Here is a 15,253-nt window from a genome sequence, read left to right as displayed (position 1 = left end):
AAAAAGACCGAAGCATACACGCTACATTGTGCGTTTATGCTTCGGTCTTTTGTATTATCCACGTTCTACAGGCATTGAGCAACATCTAAAAGAGCCGCCGGATTTGATAATTTCCGAGAAGTCGACTTCAATGACCTCAAATCCATGTGCGCGTAAGTTTTTATTCACTTGTTCATTTTGTGGAAGGCTGATTACTTTATTGTTACCGATTGAGAGAACATTGGTACCAAGCGAAAACTGTTCATCTTCCGCCACTTCGATCAGTTCATACGAACCGGCCATTTGATGCAGTGTTTCCTGATCAAATGCCGCTGGAAAGACGAGCGCTTTTTCGGGTGAAAGAATATTAAAAACGCAGTCTAGATGTAAGTACTGCCCGTCAAATGGAATAGGCTTGAGTTGATAATCCGGAAGCTTTTCCTCCAGCTTATTTACAGCTTCCCTGGACGTACGACTACTGATGCCGACGTAGATGGTATCCCGGTCAACGATAATGTCTCCGCCTTCCATTCGATCGGTGGCGGACTGATAGGGGATGTCATGTGCAATCAGCCATTCTTTTAGTGTAATTTCTTCACCTTTTCGAATATTTGCAGCCAAGTCGGCTATGAATATGTCATTGCCTATTGTGAAGCCAATATCTCGTGTAAAAACTTGCTCGGGGAATTTTTCAGAAGGAGGAAGCGTGATGACTTCCACTCCGTTTTCCTTCAAAATTTCTTCAAATTCTGCGTGCTGACTCATTGCACGTTGTATATCAATGTTTTCATCCTTATACTTTTTTTGTACTTCGTTAATGACTTCATCAATCGCCATAAATTCCGGCTGGCATAATATGACTCGGCGCAGTGTATCGTATTCCGTTACGCACTTTATCGTATCGATTCTTTGGTTAGTAGTTGTCACTAGCAGTGTGCCCCCATTCATGAAAGTACTTTGTATTATTCCCGTTGCCTAGGTTTATAAACTACTTTGGCCATTGATTCTACTATTTTGGAAAGACATTAATTTGTTGTAGCTGGTAAATATACATAGTAACAAAACGGCTCTCTCATAGGGACAGACTAGTCAATAGGAAAAAGCATAGTAAACGCTTACATATTTGTATTGACAAATAATTTAGAAAACGTATAAAATAGATTAACCGACTATATAACGACATATCCTATTTGGCTGAACTTGAATGGAGGGTTGCGTAGTGGATCAGAGGAAAAAAAGAGAAATTGGGTTTTGGTGGTCAATTCTACCGTTAGTCTTAATGATACTGGTTATGATCATAACTGTAGTTAAGCTTAAAGAGGGACCGCACATGCCGCTAATTGTAGGAACTGCCATTGCGTCACTCGTAGCCTGGCGACATGGTTTCTCGTGGAAAGAAATTGAGGAAATGATGTACAAAGGAATTCGTTTGGCCCTTCCAGCTGTCATCATCATTATGCTTGTTGGTTTGGTTATTGGTTCGTGGATGGGTGGAGGGATAGTTGCCACGATGATCTTCTACGGATTGAAAATCATTACACCCTCTTGGTTCCTAGTAGCCATTGCGCTGATTTGTGCAATTGTTTCATTGGCAATAGGTAGCTCATGGTCGACAATGGCTACGATTGGTGTAGCTGGGATGGGTATTGGACTCAGTATGGGGATTCCAGCTGGAATGGTAGCAGGGGCTGTCATTTCTGGCGCATACTTTGGAGACAAGATGTCACCGTTATCCGATACAACCAATTTAGCCGCGGGACTTACTGGAACGGATTTATTTGATCATATTAAGCATATGTTGTATACGACGATTCCCGGATTACTAATTGCGCTTGGAGTATTCACATTCCTCGGAAGAAGGTTTGGGTCAGGTGAAGCTGAATTAACGTCGATTGCCAACACATCTCAGGTTATGCAAGAGAGCTTCGTCATCTCTCCCTGGTTATTGCTAGTTCCTTTGGCAGTTATTGTGATGGTTGCCATGAAGATCCCTGCAGTACCGGCATTAATTGTCGGGATTATAATGGGTTTTCTAGCGCATGTAACACTTCAGTCGGGAACATTTACAGATGCACTCGGTGCTCTGCAAAGTGGTTTTGCAATCGAGACGGGCAATCAGCTAGTAGATAAACTATTTAATGGCGGTGGCCTTGATAGTATGATGTATACCGTCTCTATGACGATTGTGGCTATGACCTTTGGCGGTATTCTGGAGTATTCAGGTATGTTGCGGGCCATTATGAAGCAATTGCTGAAAGTCGTGAAATCGACATCTACATTAATTATTTCAACGATTGGTGCGTGTGTCATGACCAATGCAACTTGTTCTGAACAATACGTTTCGATTGTTGTACCTTCTAGAATGTTCAGTAAAACATATAAGGATATGGGTTTGAACTCGAAGAACCTATCGCGTGCACTAGAAGATGGCGGAACATTGACATCCGTATTTATTCCTTGGAATACGTGTGGTGTGTTTATATTCGGTACGCTTGGTGTAAGTGTAGTAGAATACGGCCCGTACGCTATCTTGAATTTCGCCGTACCTCTCATTTCAATTCTCTATGCTTTAACTGGTTTTACTGTTGTCAAAATGACATCTGAGGAAATGGTAGAAATGAACGAGCAAGAAGCGAAGTTGGAACTCGAAGCGCAACTTGAATAATTAAAAAGCAAAGCCGAGTTCTTGACGGCTTTGCTTTTTTACTAGATGGTAAACTTCATTTTGTACAATGCGCGTGGTCTTCCTTGGCTGTAGGCCATTTCTTCACCAACTGAAACGACAAATTGTTGATCCATTAGTTTTTTAATGGTTCGTTCAGCGGTTCTTCTAGAGACCGCTAAATATCCAGCTAAATCATTAGCAGTGAATGGTGTAGATTGTCTAAATTCATCAAACAGAGTTAGCTTGGATATAACTGCAGGGCTTAGTGTCGTCTTTTTACTAATCGTAAGTAAATCTGGGTCGTCTAATCTCATCGCAATTGATGGTTTTGTAGCTGGCAATGGACCGTGTAATTTCTTATGTTCATCCAGCATAAAGACTCCTTTGTTGTCCGTTTGTTTGCTGAGTTGCAGTGCGTTGATCGCATTGTCGCTGGCTTCCAGGGCTGTTAGTCCTAATCCAAAAGACAATGTGGATGCTGATTGAAGCGATTCGCAGAACTCGACGAAGGCTTTTAATGCGAAAACAAATTCTATAGTGCCTAGAGTAGTGTAGAAAAAGAAGCTACCCTCTTTTTCTTTCCATTGCGCCTGCAAGTAGTTCGCTAACTTTTCTATAGTGCCCTGCGGAAGTTTCTCAGGTTGGTGAACTTGTAGTACTCCTACAGCGATTTTAGTCGCTTCATTTCTTGCAAAATCCGCTTGTTGGACTGCATGTTTTATTGCACGTAAAATATTACTAGCCGGATCCAGCATCCGGAATGATGGGATGCCTGCCGCCTGTAATTGATCGTATACGGCATGCACACTAGTTACTGCTAATTTCGATTTCCCGCTTTTAACATGCTCCATATGAAAATTCACAACCGTTTGTAAATCCGTGTTGGCTTGTAATTCATGTATAGCAGGCTTCTGAATGGAAGAAAGAGGACCGAGATCCTGTAAAATCTGTTCAATATGTGCTAGCTCTTTTATATCTATCGAAATGTCATGAATTGCCATGTTTTTTTCTGAAGCAAGGTATAATAAAGTGACAGCGATTGTATGTTCATTTTGTTGGACATAGAATGCTGGAATTGAGATGGTCTGAAGAGCTTGTTTGGACGCTTCATAAGGCAGGGAGCCAGAGAATAAAATGGCATGACAAGGCTTCATTGTCTTTAGTAGCCGGGGAGCGTCGGACGGCTTGTCGTATTGATAGTAATCAATACGTATATTATGGGGTAATACAATACTCCTTGCTTGCCGACAAAATTCTTGTGAGCCAATCAATGCAATTGTAACCTTCATAATGGGACCCCCTCTTTTCATTAACGACTATTTAACGACAATCATACAACACAGAGGAAAAGCTGCCAATGGGAAAGGAAGAAAAATAATGAAAATAACTGAAATAGAAATTTTTGCGATTCGATTACCGCTCTATGAACCCTTTGTAATTAGCTATGCATCGTATGCTGACATGCCATCTATTATTGTGAAATTAACAACAGACACAGGTTATGTTGGGTACGGTGAAGCGGTAGCGGATGACCATGTCACGGGGGAAAGCTGGGAAGGTACATTTGCCGTACTACGCTATACACTCGCTCCCGTTTTACTTGGTGAAAATCCAAGTCACTTTGGGAAAATTCATGAACTGATGGATCAGGCGATTTACGGTGTACCTACAGCGAAAGCAGCGCTAGACATCGCTTGCTTTGACGCAGTAGGGAAGGCATATAGTATCCCTGCCTACAATTTACTTGGTGGACGTTATCATGAGAAATTTCCGATTACACATGTTCTAAGTATCGCTTCACCCGAACATATGGCACAAGAGGCTGCTGACCGTGTGGCAGCGGGTTATAGTTCATTAAAGATGAAAGTCGGTACCAACGCAGCGGAAGACATCAAGAGAATTCAAGCTGTGCGCGAACGTGTTGGTCAGGAAGTCGCAATCCGAGTAGACGTTAACCAAGGTTGGGTCAACAGTGCGACGACATTGCAGGCGATGAAGCAATTGGAAAGCTGTGATCTGGATTGGCTCGAGCAACCTGTAAAAGCGGATGACATCGATGCATTGGTAGAAATTAAATCGAAAATCGCGACACCTCTAATGGCAGATGAGGGATTGCGTGGGGTGCGCGAAATGCGTGAAATTATTGCAAAGCGTGCAGCAGATAAAGTGAATATCAAGCTTATGAAATGTGGAGGTATGTATCCTGCAATGAAGCTTGCGCATATGGCTGAGATGGCTGGTATCGAATGTCAGGTTGGATCAATGGTAGAGTCGTCTATTGGATCTGCAGCAGGCTTCCATGTAGCTTTCTCACAAAAGGCGATGACGAGTGTAGAACTGACTGGGCCGTTAAAATTCAGTAAAGACGTCGGCAATCTTCACTATGAAGTACCGTTTATTGAACTCAATGAAAAACCTGGACTGGGTATCGATGTAGATGAGCAAACGCTAGAAGAATTGACAGTGCGTAAAGAAAAGGTGACATTATGACATTGCAAGCATCCCTTTCATTGCTGACAGAAGAACAGCTGCCGGAAGTTCTAGCATTACAAGAAAGGATCATTGCGGTTCTGGAGCAACCTGAATTTCTTCAACCGCTAACGTATGATGAGTTTGTGTATATTTTGCGAGGTAATGGCATGATGGTGGGGGCTTTCGTAGATGACCGTCTCGTCGCGTTCCGTGCGATGTTGGATCCTGGTGAAGACGAAGAGCATTTAGGAAGTGATGCGGGTGTATCGCAAAGCGAATTGTCTAGCGTGCTATACTCGGAAATTTCAGGTGTGGATCCAGACTATAGAGGGTATGGACTGCAAACGACATTAGGTAAATGGCTGATGGAACATGTAGAGAGAGATCGCTATCGCTATATTTGTACAACTGTTGCACCATTTAATATTCCAAGCTTGAAAGATAAATTTGCATTGGGTTTACGAATTAAAGGACTCAAAGTTAAATATGGCAATAAATTACGTTATATTTTATTCGTGGATTTGCAAAAGCCTTTTCCTGAAACAACTTCGCAGCAAAAATTCGTTCTAATGGGGAATACTGAACAGCAACAAAAATTGCTGAAAGAAGGTTGGTTTGGGGAGTATATCGAGAAAAAAGACGATCATTGGTATGTGCTATACGTAAAATAATAGACTTGTAACATGTAAGACTATGCCTTAAAGCGTAGTCTTTTTTTCATTCGCCGGTAGAATTTTAAGTTCCCAATAGATCTAGAATGCAAACTCTATGGTAAAATTAAGGAACTACAAATTGAAAGGTTGATAGCCGTAATGCGAAATTCTTCTGTAAAACTTACTTCATTATCTTCAAAAGGAGGCTGCGGTTGTAAAATAGGACCCGCTGATTTAGCTGAAGTTCTTCGCACATTGCCTCCCGGTCTCACTGACCCTAATTTGCTTGTCGGATTGGATACAGGCGACGACGCAGGTGTATATAAGATAAATGATACGACTGCCATCGTGCAGACACTGGATTTCTTCACACCCATCGTCAATGATCCATATGACTTTGGACAAGTGGCGGCGGCGAATGCGATCAGCGATGTCTATGCAATGGGCGGTAAACCAATTACAGCATTAAACATCGTCGCATTCCCGATACATACACTTGACCGCAGTATCTTGACGGAGATCTTGCGCGGAGCTGCTGACAAATTGAAAGAAGCCGGTGCCGTTCTTGTCGGTGGCCACTCAATTGACGATCAGGAGCCTAAGTTTGGTATGCAAGTAACTGGAACGGTGCATCCTGATAAGATCCGTACGAATGCAGGAGCAAAACCTGGCGATCGTTTAATTCTGACAAAACCGATTGGCATAGGTATCATGACTACTTCTTTGAAAAACGGATTATTATCCGAAGAAGAAGAAATTCACGTTACAAAAGTAATGACCACACTCAATAAAACGGCGGCTGAAGTGATGGATGATTACAGCATTCATGCTTCAACAGACGTGACAGGCTTCGGTTTGCTTGGACATGCCTCCGAAATGGCAACAGGTAGTGGCGTGTGCTTGCGAATTGATCATAAGAAAGTTCCAGTTTTACCTCGTACACGAACACTTGCAGAAGCGGGTTCGGTTCCAGGCGGTACGAAAAATAACTTTGCACATATAGAGGATATGGTTGAATATCCCGAATCATTGGATCAAGTTGGCAGATGGATTTTATGTGACGCAGTAACTTCTGGCGGTTTGCTTGTAGCAGTTGCTGGAGATGAAGCGGATCGTTTGCAAGAGCATTTGCGTGAAGCGGGAGTCGATGCGCATATTATTGGAGAAGTAACTGCTGAACATAACGGTCGAATTATCGTACAGTAAATCAAGGAGATGGGAAATAACATGGTACGAGACATTACATTGACGGAAGCGCTCGAATTACAGAAAAATCATTCACATACATTAGTCGATGTACGCTCTCCGAAAGAGTATAAAGAAGCAACTATTCCAGGCAGTATGAACATTCCGATTTTCACGAATGAAGAACGTGCAGAAGTGGGTATGCTATATAAGCAAGTAGGAAAACAAGCAGCAATGGATCATGGTCTGGTTATTTTCTCTAAAAAGTTACCCGAATTCATTGCGGAGTTCAGGAAAATAGACACGCCAATCACTGTGTTTTGTTGGCGTGGCGGCATGCGAAGCAAAACGGCAATGACTGTACTGGAATTGATGGGAATCCGCTCAAGTCGAATCAGTGGCGGGATTCATACATATCGCCAGCGGGTTATTGCACGACTGCAAGAAACAATCAAACCTAAATTGCTTGTACTAAACGGGTATACAGGAAGTGGCAAAACGAAGATTCTTCGCAAGCTGATGGAAGACGGCTATCCGGTCATTGATCTAGAAGGTATGGCGGGACATAGAGGTTCAATATTTGGACAAATCGGTGTCGAGCCGAACAACCAGAAGAAATTCGAATTGCTAATTGCAAATAAACTAGAGAGGTATGAAAATGAGCCATATATTTTCATAGAAGGCGAAAGTAAACGTATAGGACAAGTACATATGCCGGAACTACTATTTGAGAAAAAAGAACAAAGCCCCCAATGGATTATTCAACTACCGGTTGAAGTACGTGTTAAAGAAATCCTTTCCGTGTACGAACCGGAAAAACAACCAGGTCTGTTTATAGAAGCTTTTACAAGAATTCGCAAACGCATCCATCGACCAATTGCAGTACAAATCCAGGAAGACCTAGAGAACGAACGGTTCACGGAAGCCGTAGAACAGTTGTTGACTCACTATTACGACCCACAATACGAACACTCTGTAGCCCGCTTTGCTACAATTGACCGAGATGTCATCCAGGTTGCAACTGTACAAGAAGCGTATGAGGAATGCTTACATAGATATAAAGAGCTAATGAAATAAGTGAAGTTAGACTATCCTATTGGGTAGTCTTTTCTAATACGTGAAAAACACTAGTTGACGGACGTTACTCTTACACACACTTTACACTTCACATGATTGATTGTAGCTCAATAGAGTACAAAAGTTTGTCAAATGATTAAATAGGGTATTCTAATAACTATTAATAACCAGACACTTAACAAGCAAAATTGATACAGAAAAGAGGAAATGCTATGATCGAACTGAAAACAAATCTACCAGGAAAAAAATCGCTATTTGGAGATGCGTGTAACATACTCATAGAACATGATATCCAAATGGGAGGTAACTGGGATTTCGACCGTGGAAACTTCGATACCATTTTGAATCAAGACGGTAGCAATACGATTTACTTGCGAATACCTTTTCATGTAGTTGACGGGGTGCTTGATGAAGATAGTGCCATGATCGAATTTGACGTACCATTTATTATCAACCATGTAGTAAATATTGGATTGGATGATGATGAAAGTCCTGTATTAGCTACTGTTGGTCTCGACCAGTTCCAAACGCCTGAAGATAAAGACGGACCTATTGTATACGATGAAAAGTGGGTACGTGAAGGGGAAGCACGAATAGCAAAATTTTCGGATCATCCTATTTTTATCGCTCCACTAGTATAAAAATTCATATGGTTAAAGAGACAAGTAGCTCCAAAAATTGGAGTTGCTTGTTTTTGCGTATGGAAATGAACTCCTTTTCCATTTATTAATATGTGATAAGATAAATAAAGTGTAAAAGTTACGTAACATATGATCTATTGTGAGGTAATAGAAAAGGTGGGGAATTTCATGTCAAAACGGCAAGATTATTCATTCTATACAAAATCGAAAGAAGCGCAGAAGCAATTGTATAAGCGCTCTTTACTTGTCGTGATCATTTCCCAAATATTTAGTGGTGCCGGACTTGCGGCTGGAATTACAGTAGGGGCGCTATTAATTCAAGATATGACAGGGAATGAAAGCTTAGCCGGTATGCCCATTGCGCTGTCTACTTTTGGATCAGCATTCTCAGCGTATCTTGTCGGTAGGCTGTCCCAACGGTATGGTCGTCGCCTCGGTCTTGGCGCGGGCTTTATTACCGGTGGTGTAGGTGCGTTCGGTGTGATTTTTGCTGTGATGACCGGAAGTCTTGCTGTGTTATTCCTCTTTCTGTTTATCTATGGAGCAGGTACATCCTCCAATCTACAAGCTCGCTATGCCGGAACAGATCTAGCGAATGAAAAGCAACGGGCTACTGCGGTCAGTGTCGCTCTTGTTTCAACTACAATCGGTGCGGTAGCCGGACCTAATCTCGTCTTGCCAATGGGATATGTGGCAGATTTCATCGGTATACCTTCGTTAACGGGTGTATTTCTACTAGCAGGGGGCGCCTACGTGTTATCCGGGCTGACATTCTTACTGTTTTTACGACCGGACCCTTTACTCGTTGCACGTGAGATTGAATTGGCGGAACAAAAAGAACGTGGAGAGTCTGATGAAGGACGCATTGCTCGTCAACATACGGTCAAGAGGATGGGAATTTGGGTGGGTAGCATTGTCCTTGTACTATCACATGGTGTCATGGTTGCGATTATGACAATGACCCCTGTCCATATGCAGCATCACGGCGCTTCCATATCAGGAATTGGTTTAGTCATCGGCTTACATATCGCAGGTATGTATTTACCATCCATTTTTACTGGTGTATTGGTAGACCGTATTGGACGTCCAATTATGGTGATTGCGTCGGGGGTAACACTTGCGCTAGCAGGTATTCTTGCAGCCTATGTAGCGGGCGAATCGATATTCTGGATGTCCCTATCGCTCATATTGCTAGGGGTTGGCTGGAACTTTGGATTAATCAGCGGGACAGCTATTGTTATCGATTCTACTGATGTGTTAACTCGTGCAAAGATTCAAGGAAGCATTGACGTGTTTGTCGCACTAGCGGGGACAGTAGGTGGACTGGCATCAGGAATTGTCATGGCATTTTTCGGTTTTTCGATGTTAAGTTTTCTTGGAACGTATATTTCGTTACTACTTATTCCGCTCATTATTTGGTTGCGTTACAAAGAAAAGAAAGTTCCAGCACAAATTGCCTGACAAAAACGGATTATTTCCTTGGAAATAATCCGTTTTTCTTTCGTAAACGACATGCTTGGCTGTGTAGCATCTTTCCTTTCTTTCACATAGATTAGCAGCGTAGAAGAAAATGGGAGGGGTCATATATTGAATCAGCAAAGTGAGTATTGGATGAATCATTGGCAACATCCGCAATATCGCAGGATTTCAATGGAGCAGGCAAATGAAATCGCACGACAAAGAGTACCGGGTGAAGTGGTGAAATCAGAACTGGAATTTGATGACGGCATGTTGATATATGAAGTGGATATACGCACAGTAGAAGGACAGAAGTATGAAGTCAAAATTGATGCCGTGACCGGTGAGGTATTGAGGGTGAAATTAGATTGATTTAAAACGACGAATGGAGTTCGTTTACTTTTCCAATTCTATTATTCTGTGTATGATTAACATAAGAACTGTCACAGAAAGTAGGGAAGTAGTATGTATACACCCATTGATTATTCCAATGACTTACAAGAGAAGTACGCGCAACTAATCACACAGTTGGATGCACTCATGTCAGGAGAGCCAAACGTCTACGCAAACTTAAGCAATGCATCCGCGTTACTCAATCAATTCTTCGACCGCATCAATTGGGTAGGTTTTTACTTGATGGACGGCGATGAGCTCGTGCTCGGTCCATTCCAAGGATTACCGGCATGTATTCGTATTCCGCTCGGTAGAGGTGTTTGCGGAACAGTTGCGAAGACGAAAGAGGGCCTAGTTGTACCAGACGTTAATGCGTTCCCAGGCCATATCGCATGCGACGCAGCATCCCGTTCCGAAGTTGTTGTACCACTGATTAAAGATGGAGAAGTATTTGGTGTGCTCGACATCGACAGCCCTGAATTAGATCGCTTTACAGAGGACGATTTGGCGGGATTGACGCAAGTAGTAAAAGCGCTCATGAAACATATCTAGCTAAATGGTAGGTTACGGGAAGGCATAGTTGCTCGACGTACCAGGCGGACGCTCTTCTCGTGGGCCCGCGGTGAGATAACTAATATAGCTTTCTTGATTTGGAGATCTTAATGATACATTGAGAAATAGTAATGTATAGCATGCAGTGGCACTTAAACTTACTAAGTGGAAATCAATACGTATCATTTGCAGATTTCGATCACTAGCTAATAAAAATAAAAAGCACGCCGGAGAAAATATCCGGCGTGCTTTTTACATGCCTAAAATCCAAGTAAAGAAAATGACAATGATTGCAATAGGTGCGAAATAGCGTACAATTACTTTCCACAAAGAGTGAAGTGCCGGGTGCATCCTTAACTCCTCTGCCGTATCTTCTTTCGTCAGTACAAAGCCGGCAAATAAAGACACAGCCAATGCCCCGAGCGGCATCGCAATTCTACTCGTCAGTATATCTGCAAAATCGAAAATAGAGTTGCCGAAAATACTGACGCCAGATAATAAACCAAATGATAATGCGCTAGGAATTCCGACCAAAAAGATTAATCCGCCAAACACCCACGAAGCGCGCTTTCTCCTATCATGCTTTTTACGGATGCCTGTAGAAACTACGATTTCTAGCATCGCTATAGCAGAAGTCAATGTAGCAAACAGCATCAAGAAAAAGAAAATAATTAAAAATATGCTGCCAAATGGAATTTCATTGAAAATAGCTGGCAGGATAACGAAAATTAGTCCTGGCCCCGCTTCCGGTGAATGTCCTAACGCGAAAACTGCCGGAAAAATGACAAGTCCCGCTAGGATCGAAATCCCTATGTTCAACATAGAGACATTAAATGCGGACTGTCCGAGCTTCTCTTCTTTCGAAAGGTAGGATGCGTAAGTCATCATCGCGGTCACACCGACACTTAGTGAGAAGAACGCCTGTCCTAATGCAACTAGAAAAGTAGTTCCGTTAAAATAACTCCAATCTGGTACGAATAGAAAACGCACACCTTCCATCGCGCCATCTAGTGTCAGCGAACGAATCGCTAATACAATGAATGACAAGAATAATAAAGGCATGATCCAGCGGCTGGCCCGTTCAATTCCTCCGCGAATCCCGCTTTGAACGATAAAGATCGTTAACGCCATAAATAACGCTTGTGCCAATAATACTTCCCATGGATTCGCTATCGTCGTATTGAAGAGCTCTCCATAATCCAGCCCACCTAGTGTAAACGTAAAGGCACGCGCCAAATACGATAAAATCCATCCGCCGACGACACTATAAAAAGATAAGATGATGAAAGACGAGGCAAGCCCCATCCACCCAACCCATCCCCATTTGCGTCCCACTGATAACTTTTTCAAAGAAGTCACGGCATCTGCCTGTCCTCTACGGCCAATGACAAACTCAGCCAATAAAATTGGCAAACCAATTAATAATGTACAAATGATAAATAACAGCACAAACACGCTGCCACCGTTCGTTCCGGCCATATAAGGGAACTTCCAGATTGCGCCTAGGCCGATGGCACTGCCAGCCGCCGCTAAAACAAAGCCAATCTTGGATGTCCATTGTTCACGCTGTTTCATAAAAATCCTCGTTTCTTTTTCTAAATCACAAAGTCAATAAATCGTATCATAATTTTAAGAAAGAATCGATAGTTGTAAAGTTAACAGAGAGTTTTGAAAATAACTTGACTATTTAATGAAAGTGGTGTAATATTACACCAATAGATATGAAATGTAACTATGAGGTGATCTAGTGAATCAACAACAATTAATAGAACTGATTTCATTAAAGTTACGGGTAATTCGATTAGAGAAAGAATATTCCCAACAAAAAATGGCGGATGTACTAGGGCTCTCTAAAAAGACGTTAATTCAAATTGAAAAAGCAAGAGCAATGGCCAGTTGGACAGCTGTTATAGCTGTCTGTGCTTTATTTCGCGATAGTGACGTATTGCAAGCTACCGTCGGCGGCGATCCGTTAGAAGTACTGGAAACTATTGCGCATGACGGTATTGACCGCCGAAAGGATCAATCGATGGGTGGTAAAGTGTGGTGGCGCGAGTTGGAGGCAAAAGGAATTTTTCGTTTACAGCAAAATATAATTAGTCAGCATTTCCGTATTTTAGATGAGGAGCATTATCGTTGGTACAGTTCATTTGATGAAGACGAGGCACGTCACCGGTTGGAGGAACTGAGCCGAAAATGAAGAGGGAGGGACGCGTATGATTGCACCCATAGCATTTGCGGTACTTTTATTGATAGCGTTACTATTTTTTACTGGAATTGGATTGTTGTATTTATTGTTCATGGGATTGATCCACTATATTCCGTTAGCGCTAAGTGCAATAATCATTTTATATGTGTGGATCGTCATGATGATCTTTCATTTCTTCAGCACGCGGCAACGAAAGCGATTGTTTGGCATTATTGCAGGGGGAGTTCTACTCGGGGCGGCAGTTTGGCCGATAATGCAAATATACAAGGATAGTATTTCAACAGTGGATGCCGAAGTGGAAGTGCGTGATTATGAACCGTTTACGATTGGACAGGAATCAAAGCTTGCCGTACTCGATGAGGCAGCTACACTCGAACTGAAGGATGATTTACCGAGAATAGACGGCGCGACCGCGCTATATCCACTGTATGCAGCTTTTGTTCAAGCAGTCTATCCAAGTAAAGAATACAATCCGTATGACAGCGAAGTAATGGTCAATACAACACCTATCGCGTATGAAAATCTGTTTTCTGGCGAGGTAGATATAATTTTTGCAGCAGGACCTTCAGACGCTCAAATGAAAGTAGCGGAGCAACTAGGTCTTGAGCTGAAATTGACACCGATTGGTCGAGAAGCATTTGTCTTTTTCGTTAATCAAAAAAACCCTGTTGATAATCTAGAATTAAAACAAATTCAAGATATCTATGCGGGTAAGATCACCAATTGGGAAGAGGTAGGAGGTAAAAACGAGTCGATACGCGCATTTCAACGACCAGCAGACAGTGGTAGTCAGACAGGTTTGGAACGACTGATGGGGGATATTCCGATCATGGATGCACCAAAAGAGAATGTGCCCGAAGGAATGGGTGGTATAATTTCAGAAGTCTCAAAGTATCGAAATTATAAAAATGCTATTGGTTATACGTTCCGCTATTACTCCACGGAAATGGTAGGAAATGATGAGATTAAACTGCTCGCAATCGACGGCGTCAAGCCGACGAAAGAAACAATCCGTACTGATGACTATCCAATAGCATCTGAGTTTTATGTCATTACAGCAGGAACAGACAATCCGAATACTGAGAAATTCATTGAATGGATGGTTTCACCACAAGGACAGAAATTGGTGGAGAAAGTAGGATACGTGCCGGTGAAGAAGCCGTAAATACACAGTAATCTAGTAGAATGAAAAGAGGATGCACGTTATGCAAGGGGAAAAGAAACAACTAGTATGTATACTGCTCGCTTTTGTATGCGCAGCGGGTGTGTTTTTCCTAAGTGATGTATTTCAAAGTATGGCTTACTTGGGCGATGGATTGATCTGGTATTGGATAGGTGTTGTACTCACTTTCGTAACCGGAATAGTAGGGACTGTGTTTATTCTTCTATCGTTAAAAGTTGAAGGGCCTGTAGAAAAAAGCTGGCTTACCGTTTTACTTATTTCATTAAGGGCGGTCGCAGTTTTAGCTATTGGGCTGGGCTTTTTGTGGACTACTTTTGTAGTCGTTGCTGGTATGTCAGGTATGTGAAGGTTTACTCATCATGTTGAATAAACAGTACATGTTTTGTACTTAGCAAATTGGAGTGATGAAGCAATGGCAAGACAATATTTTAACATGGCATGGCTTGTCATGATTCTGATTCCAGCACCGTTCTTATTTCATTTCTATGAATTTGGCCAGTATATGAAGCGAGAAGATGCAAAGTATTTATTAGTAGTGTCTGTTTTATATCTTGTGATAACAGGCATTTTATCTTGCGCTATAAAAGTTCGTTATATTTTACTTATGAATATACTTACCGCCATAGTATCTCTGCTATTGGCTATGAATTTTATTTCGGATGATGGTGGATGGTTCAAGCCATTTGGTCGAGATATTGTCATTTTGTTAACAGCTATCCCGTTTTTCATTGGACAATTAGTAATTCGGATGGTTGCTAAACTTGTTATAGACCGATAGAAAAAATG

The 15,253-nt window shown here is 42.0% G+C and carries 16 protein-coding genes; 13 read left to right on the top strand and 3 right to left on the bottom strand.

What is annotated here, in order from left to right; genetic code table 11:
- Nucleotides 1–54: 54 nt before the first annotated feature.
- Nucleotides 55–927 (bottom strand): dimethylarginine dimethylaminohydrolase family protein, encoded by an 873-nt coding sequence (locus tag CSV63_RS05845; protein ID WP_099694953.1) that lies wholly within the window; start codon nt 925–927, stop codon nt 55–57.
- A gap of 256 nt (nt 928–1,183) precedes the next feature.
- Between CSV63_RS05845 and nhaC the strand changes: the two genes are divergently transcribed.
- Nucleotides 1,184–2,644, top strand: coding sequence for a Na+/H+ antiporter NhaC (nhaC, locus tag CSV63_RS05840; RefSeq protein ID WP_099694952.1), 1,461 nt, complete (start codon nt 1,184–1,186; stop codon nt 2,642–2,644).
- A 41-nt stretch (nt 2,645–2,685) separates the two neighbouring features.
- On the opposite strand, the gene CSV63_RS05835 is transcribed toward nhaC, so the two are convergent.
- On the bottom strand, nt 2,686–3,933 hold the full coding sequence (locus tag CSV63_RS05835; RefSeq protein ID WP_099694951.1) for an HTH domain-containing protein: 1,248 nt from the start codon (nt 3,931–3,933) through the stop codon (nt 2,686–2,688).
- A gap of 88 nt (nt 3,934–4,021) precedes the next feature.
- Here CSV63_RS05835 and CSV63_RS05830 point away from each other — a divergent pair, with 88 nt between their 5' ends.
- The 8 genes from CSV63_RS05830 (at nt 4,022) to CSV63_RS05795 (ending at nt 11,075) form a co-directional block, all read left to right on the top strand.
- Complete coding sequence (locus CSV63_RS05830) at nt 4,022–5,134, top strand: mandelate racemase/muconate lactonizing enzyme family protein (protein WP_099694950.1); 1,113 nt, start codon at nt 4,022–4,024, stop codon at nt 5,132–5,134.
- Nucleotides 5,131–5,787 carry a GNAT family protein gene (locus CSV63_RS05825; RefSeq protein ID WP_099694949.1) on the top strand — a complete coding sequence of 219 codons (657 nt, stop codon included), beginning with the start codon at nt 5,131–5,133 and terminating at the stop codon, nt 5,785–5,787. Before CSV63_RS05830 ends, CSV63_RS05825 begins: the two co-directional genes overlap by 4 nt.
- 141 nt (nt 5,788–5,928) lie before the next feature.
- Nucleotides 5,929–6,975: a selenide, water dikinase SelD gene (gene selD, locus CSV63_RS05820; RefSeq protein WP_099694948.1), complete on the top strand. Its 1,047-nt coding sequence runs from the start codon at nt 5,929–5,931 to the stop codon at nt 6,973–6,975.
- Between the two features lie 21 nt (nt 6,976–6,996).
- Nucleotides 6,997–8,031, top strand: coding sequence for a tRNA 2-selenouridine(34) synthase MnmH (gene mnmH / locus CSV63_RS05815; protein WP_099694947.1), 1,035 nt, complete (start codon nt 6,997–6,999; stop codon nt 8,029–8,031).
- 212 nt (nt 8,032–8,243) lie between these two features.
- Complete coding sequence (locus CSV63_RS05810; protein ID WP_099694946.1) at nt 8,244–8,672, top strand: YugN family protein; 429 nt, start codon at nt 8,244–8,246, stop codon at nt 8,670–8,672.
- Between the two features lie 168 nt (nt 8,673–8,840).
- Complete coding sequence (locus tag CSV63_RS05805; protein ID WP_099694945.1) at nt 8,841–10,133, top strand: MFS transporter; 1,293 nt, start codon at nt 8,841–8,843, stop codon at nt 10,131–10,133.
- A 126-nt stretch (nt 10,134–10,259) separates the two neighbouring features.
- Complete coding sequence (locus CSV63_RS05800; protein WP_199203609.1) at nt 10,260–10,502, top strand: PepSY domain-containing protein; 243 nt, start codon at nt 10,260–10,262, stop codon at nt 10,500–10,502.
- Between the two features lie 93 nt (nt 10,503–10,595).
- Nucleotides 10,596–11,075: a GAF domain-containing protein gene (locus tag CSV63_RS05795; RefSeq protein ID WP_099673081.1), complete on the top strand. Its 480-nt coding sequence runs from the start codon at nt 10,596–10,598 to the stop codon at nt 11,073–11,075.
- A 252-nt stretch (nt 11,076–11,327) separates the two neighbouring features.
- On the opposite strand, the gene CSV63_RS05790 is transcribed toward CSV63_RS05795, so the two are convergent.
- Nucleotides 11,328–12,650, bottom strand: coding sequence for a sodium-dependent transporter (locus tag CSV63_RS05790; protein WP_099694944.1), 1,323 nt, complete (start codon nt 12,648–12,650; stop codon nt 11,328–11,330).
- Nucleotides 12,651–12,822: 172 nt separating this feature from the next.
- Between CSV63_RS05790 and CSV63_RS05785 the strand changes: the two genes are divergently transcribed.
- The 4 genes from CSV63_RS05785 (at nt 12,823) to CSV63_RS05770 (ending at nt 15,245) form a co-directional block, all read left to right on the top strand.
- A complete protein-coding gene (locus tag CSV63_RS05785) occupies nt 12,823–13,275 on the top strand; it encodes a helix-turn-helix transcriptional regulator (RefSeq protein WP_099694943.1) in 453 nt (150 codons plus the stop codon).
- Between the two features lie 16 nt (nt 13,276–13,291).
- Nucleotides 13,292–14,449: a PstS family phosphate ABC transporter substrate-binding protein gene (locus tag CSV63_RS05780; RefSeq protein WP_099694942.1), complete on the top strand. Its 1,158-nt coding sequence runs from the start codon at nt 13,292–13,294 to the stop codon at nt 14,447–14,449.
- A 40-nt stretch (nt 14,450–14,489) separates the two neighbouring features.
- Complete coding sequence (locus tag CSV63_RS05775) at nt 14,490–14,813, top strand: hypothetical protein (protein WP_099694941.1); 324 nt, start codon at nt 14,490–14,492, stop codon at nt 14,811–14,813.
- Between the two features lie 66 nt (nt 14,814–14,879).
- Nucleotides 14,880–15,245 (top strand): hypothetical protein, encoded by a 366-nt coding sequence (locus tag CSV63_RS05770; protein WP_099694940.1) that lies wholly within the window; start codon nt 14,880–14,882, stop codon nt 15,243–15,245.
- Nucleotides 15,246–15,253: the final 8 nt, after the last annotated feature.

Source organism: Sporosarcina sp. P34 (assembly GCF_002743375.1).
In the GTDB taxonomy this organism is placed as follows: domain Bacteria; phylum Bacillota; class Bacilli; order Bacillales_A; family Planococcaceae; genus Sporosarcina.
The sequence above is the reverse complement of the archived record's forward strand: the minus strand, read 5'-3'. Positions and strand labels throughout refer to the sequence as shown.

Excerpts from the sequence above, each read along its gene's own strand:
- CSV63_RS05845 (WP_099694953.1), bottom strand. The coding sequence starts at position 927 with ATGAATGGGGGCACACTGCTAGTGACAACTACTAACCAAAGAATCGAT.
- nhaC (WP_099694952.1), top strand. The coding sequence starts at position 1,184 with ATGGAGGGTTGCGTAGTGGATCAGAGGAAAAAAAGAGAAATTGGGTTT.
- CSV63_RS05835 (WP_099694951.1), bottom strand. The coding sequence starts at position 3,933 with ATGAAGGTTACAATTGCATTGATTGGCTCACAAGAATTTTGTCGGCAA.
- CSV63_RS05830 (WP_099694950.1), top strand. The coding sequence starts at position 4,022 with ATGAAAATAACTGAAATAGAAATTTTTGCGATTCGATTACCGCTCTAT.
- CSV63_RS05825 (WP_099694949.1), top strand. The coding sequence starts at position 5,131 with ATGACATTGCAAGCATCCCTTTCATTGCTGACAGAAGAACAGCTGCCG.
- selD (WP_099694948.1), top strand. The coding sequence starts at position 5,929 with ATGCGAAATTCTTCTGTAAAACTTACTTCATTATCTTCAAAAGGAGGC.
- mnmH (WP_099694947.1), top strand. The coding sequence starts at position 6,997 with ATGGTACGAGACATTACATTGACGGAAGCGCTCGAATTACAGAAAAAT.
- CSV63_RS05810 (WP_099694946.1), top strand. The coding sequence starts at position 8,244 with ATGATCGAACTGAAAACAAATCTACCAGGAAAAAAATCGCTATTTGGA.
- CSV63_RS05805 (WP_099694945.1), top strand. The coding sequence starts at position 8,841 with ATGTCAAAACGGCAAGATTATTCATTCTATACAAAATCGAAAGAAGCG.
- CSV63_RS05795 (WP_099673081.1), top strand. The coding sequence starts at position 10,596 with ATGTATACACCCATTGATTATTCCAATGACTTACAAGAGAAGTACGCG.
- CSV63_RS05790 (WP_099694944.1), bottom strand. The coding sequence starts at position 12,650 with ATGAAACAGCGTGAACAATGGACATCCAAGATTGGCTTTGTTTTAGCG.
- CSV63_RS05780 (WP_099694942.1), top strand. The coding sequence starts at position 13,292 with ATGATTGCACCCATAGCATTTGCGGTACTTTTATTGATAGCGTTACTA.
- CSV63_RS05775 (WP_099694941.1), top strand. The coding sequence starts at position 14,490 with ATGCAAGGGGAAAAGAAACAACTAGTATGTATACTGCTCGCTTTTGTA.
- CSV63_RS05770 (WP_099694940.1), top strand. The coding sequence starts at position 14,880 with ATGGCAAGACAATATTTTAACATGGCATGGCTTGTCATGATTCTGATT.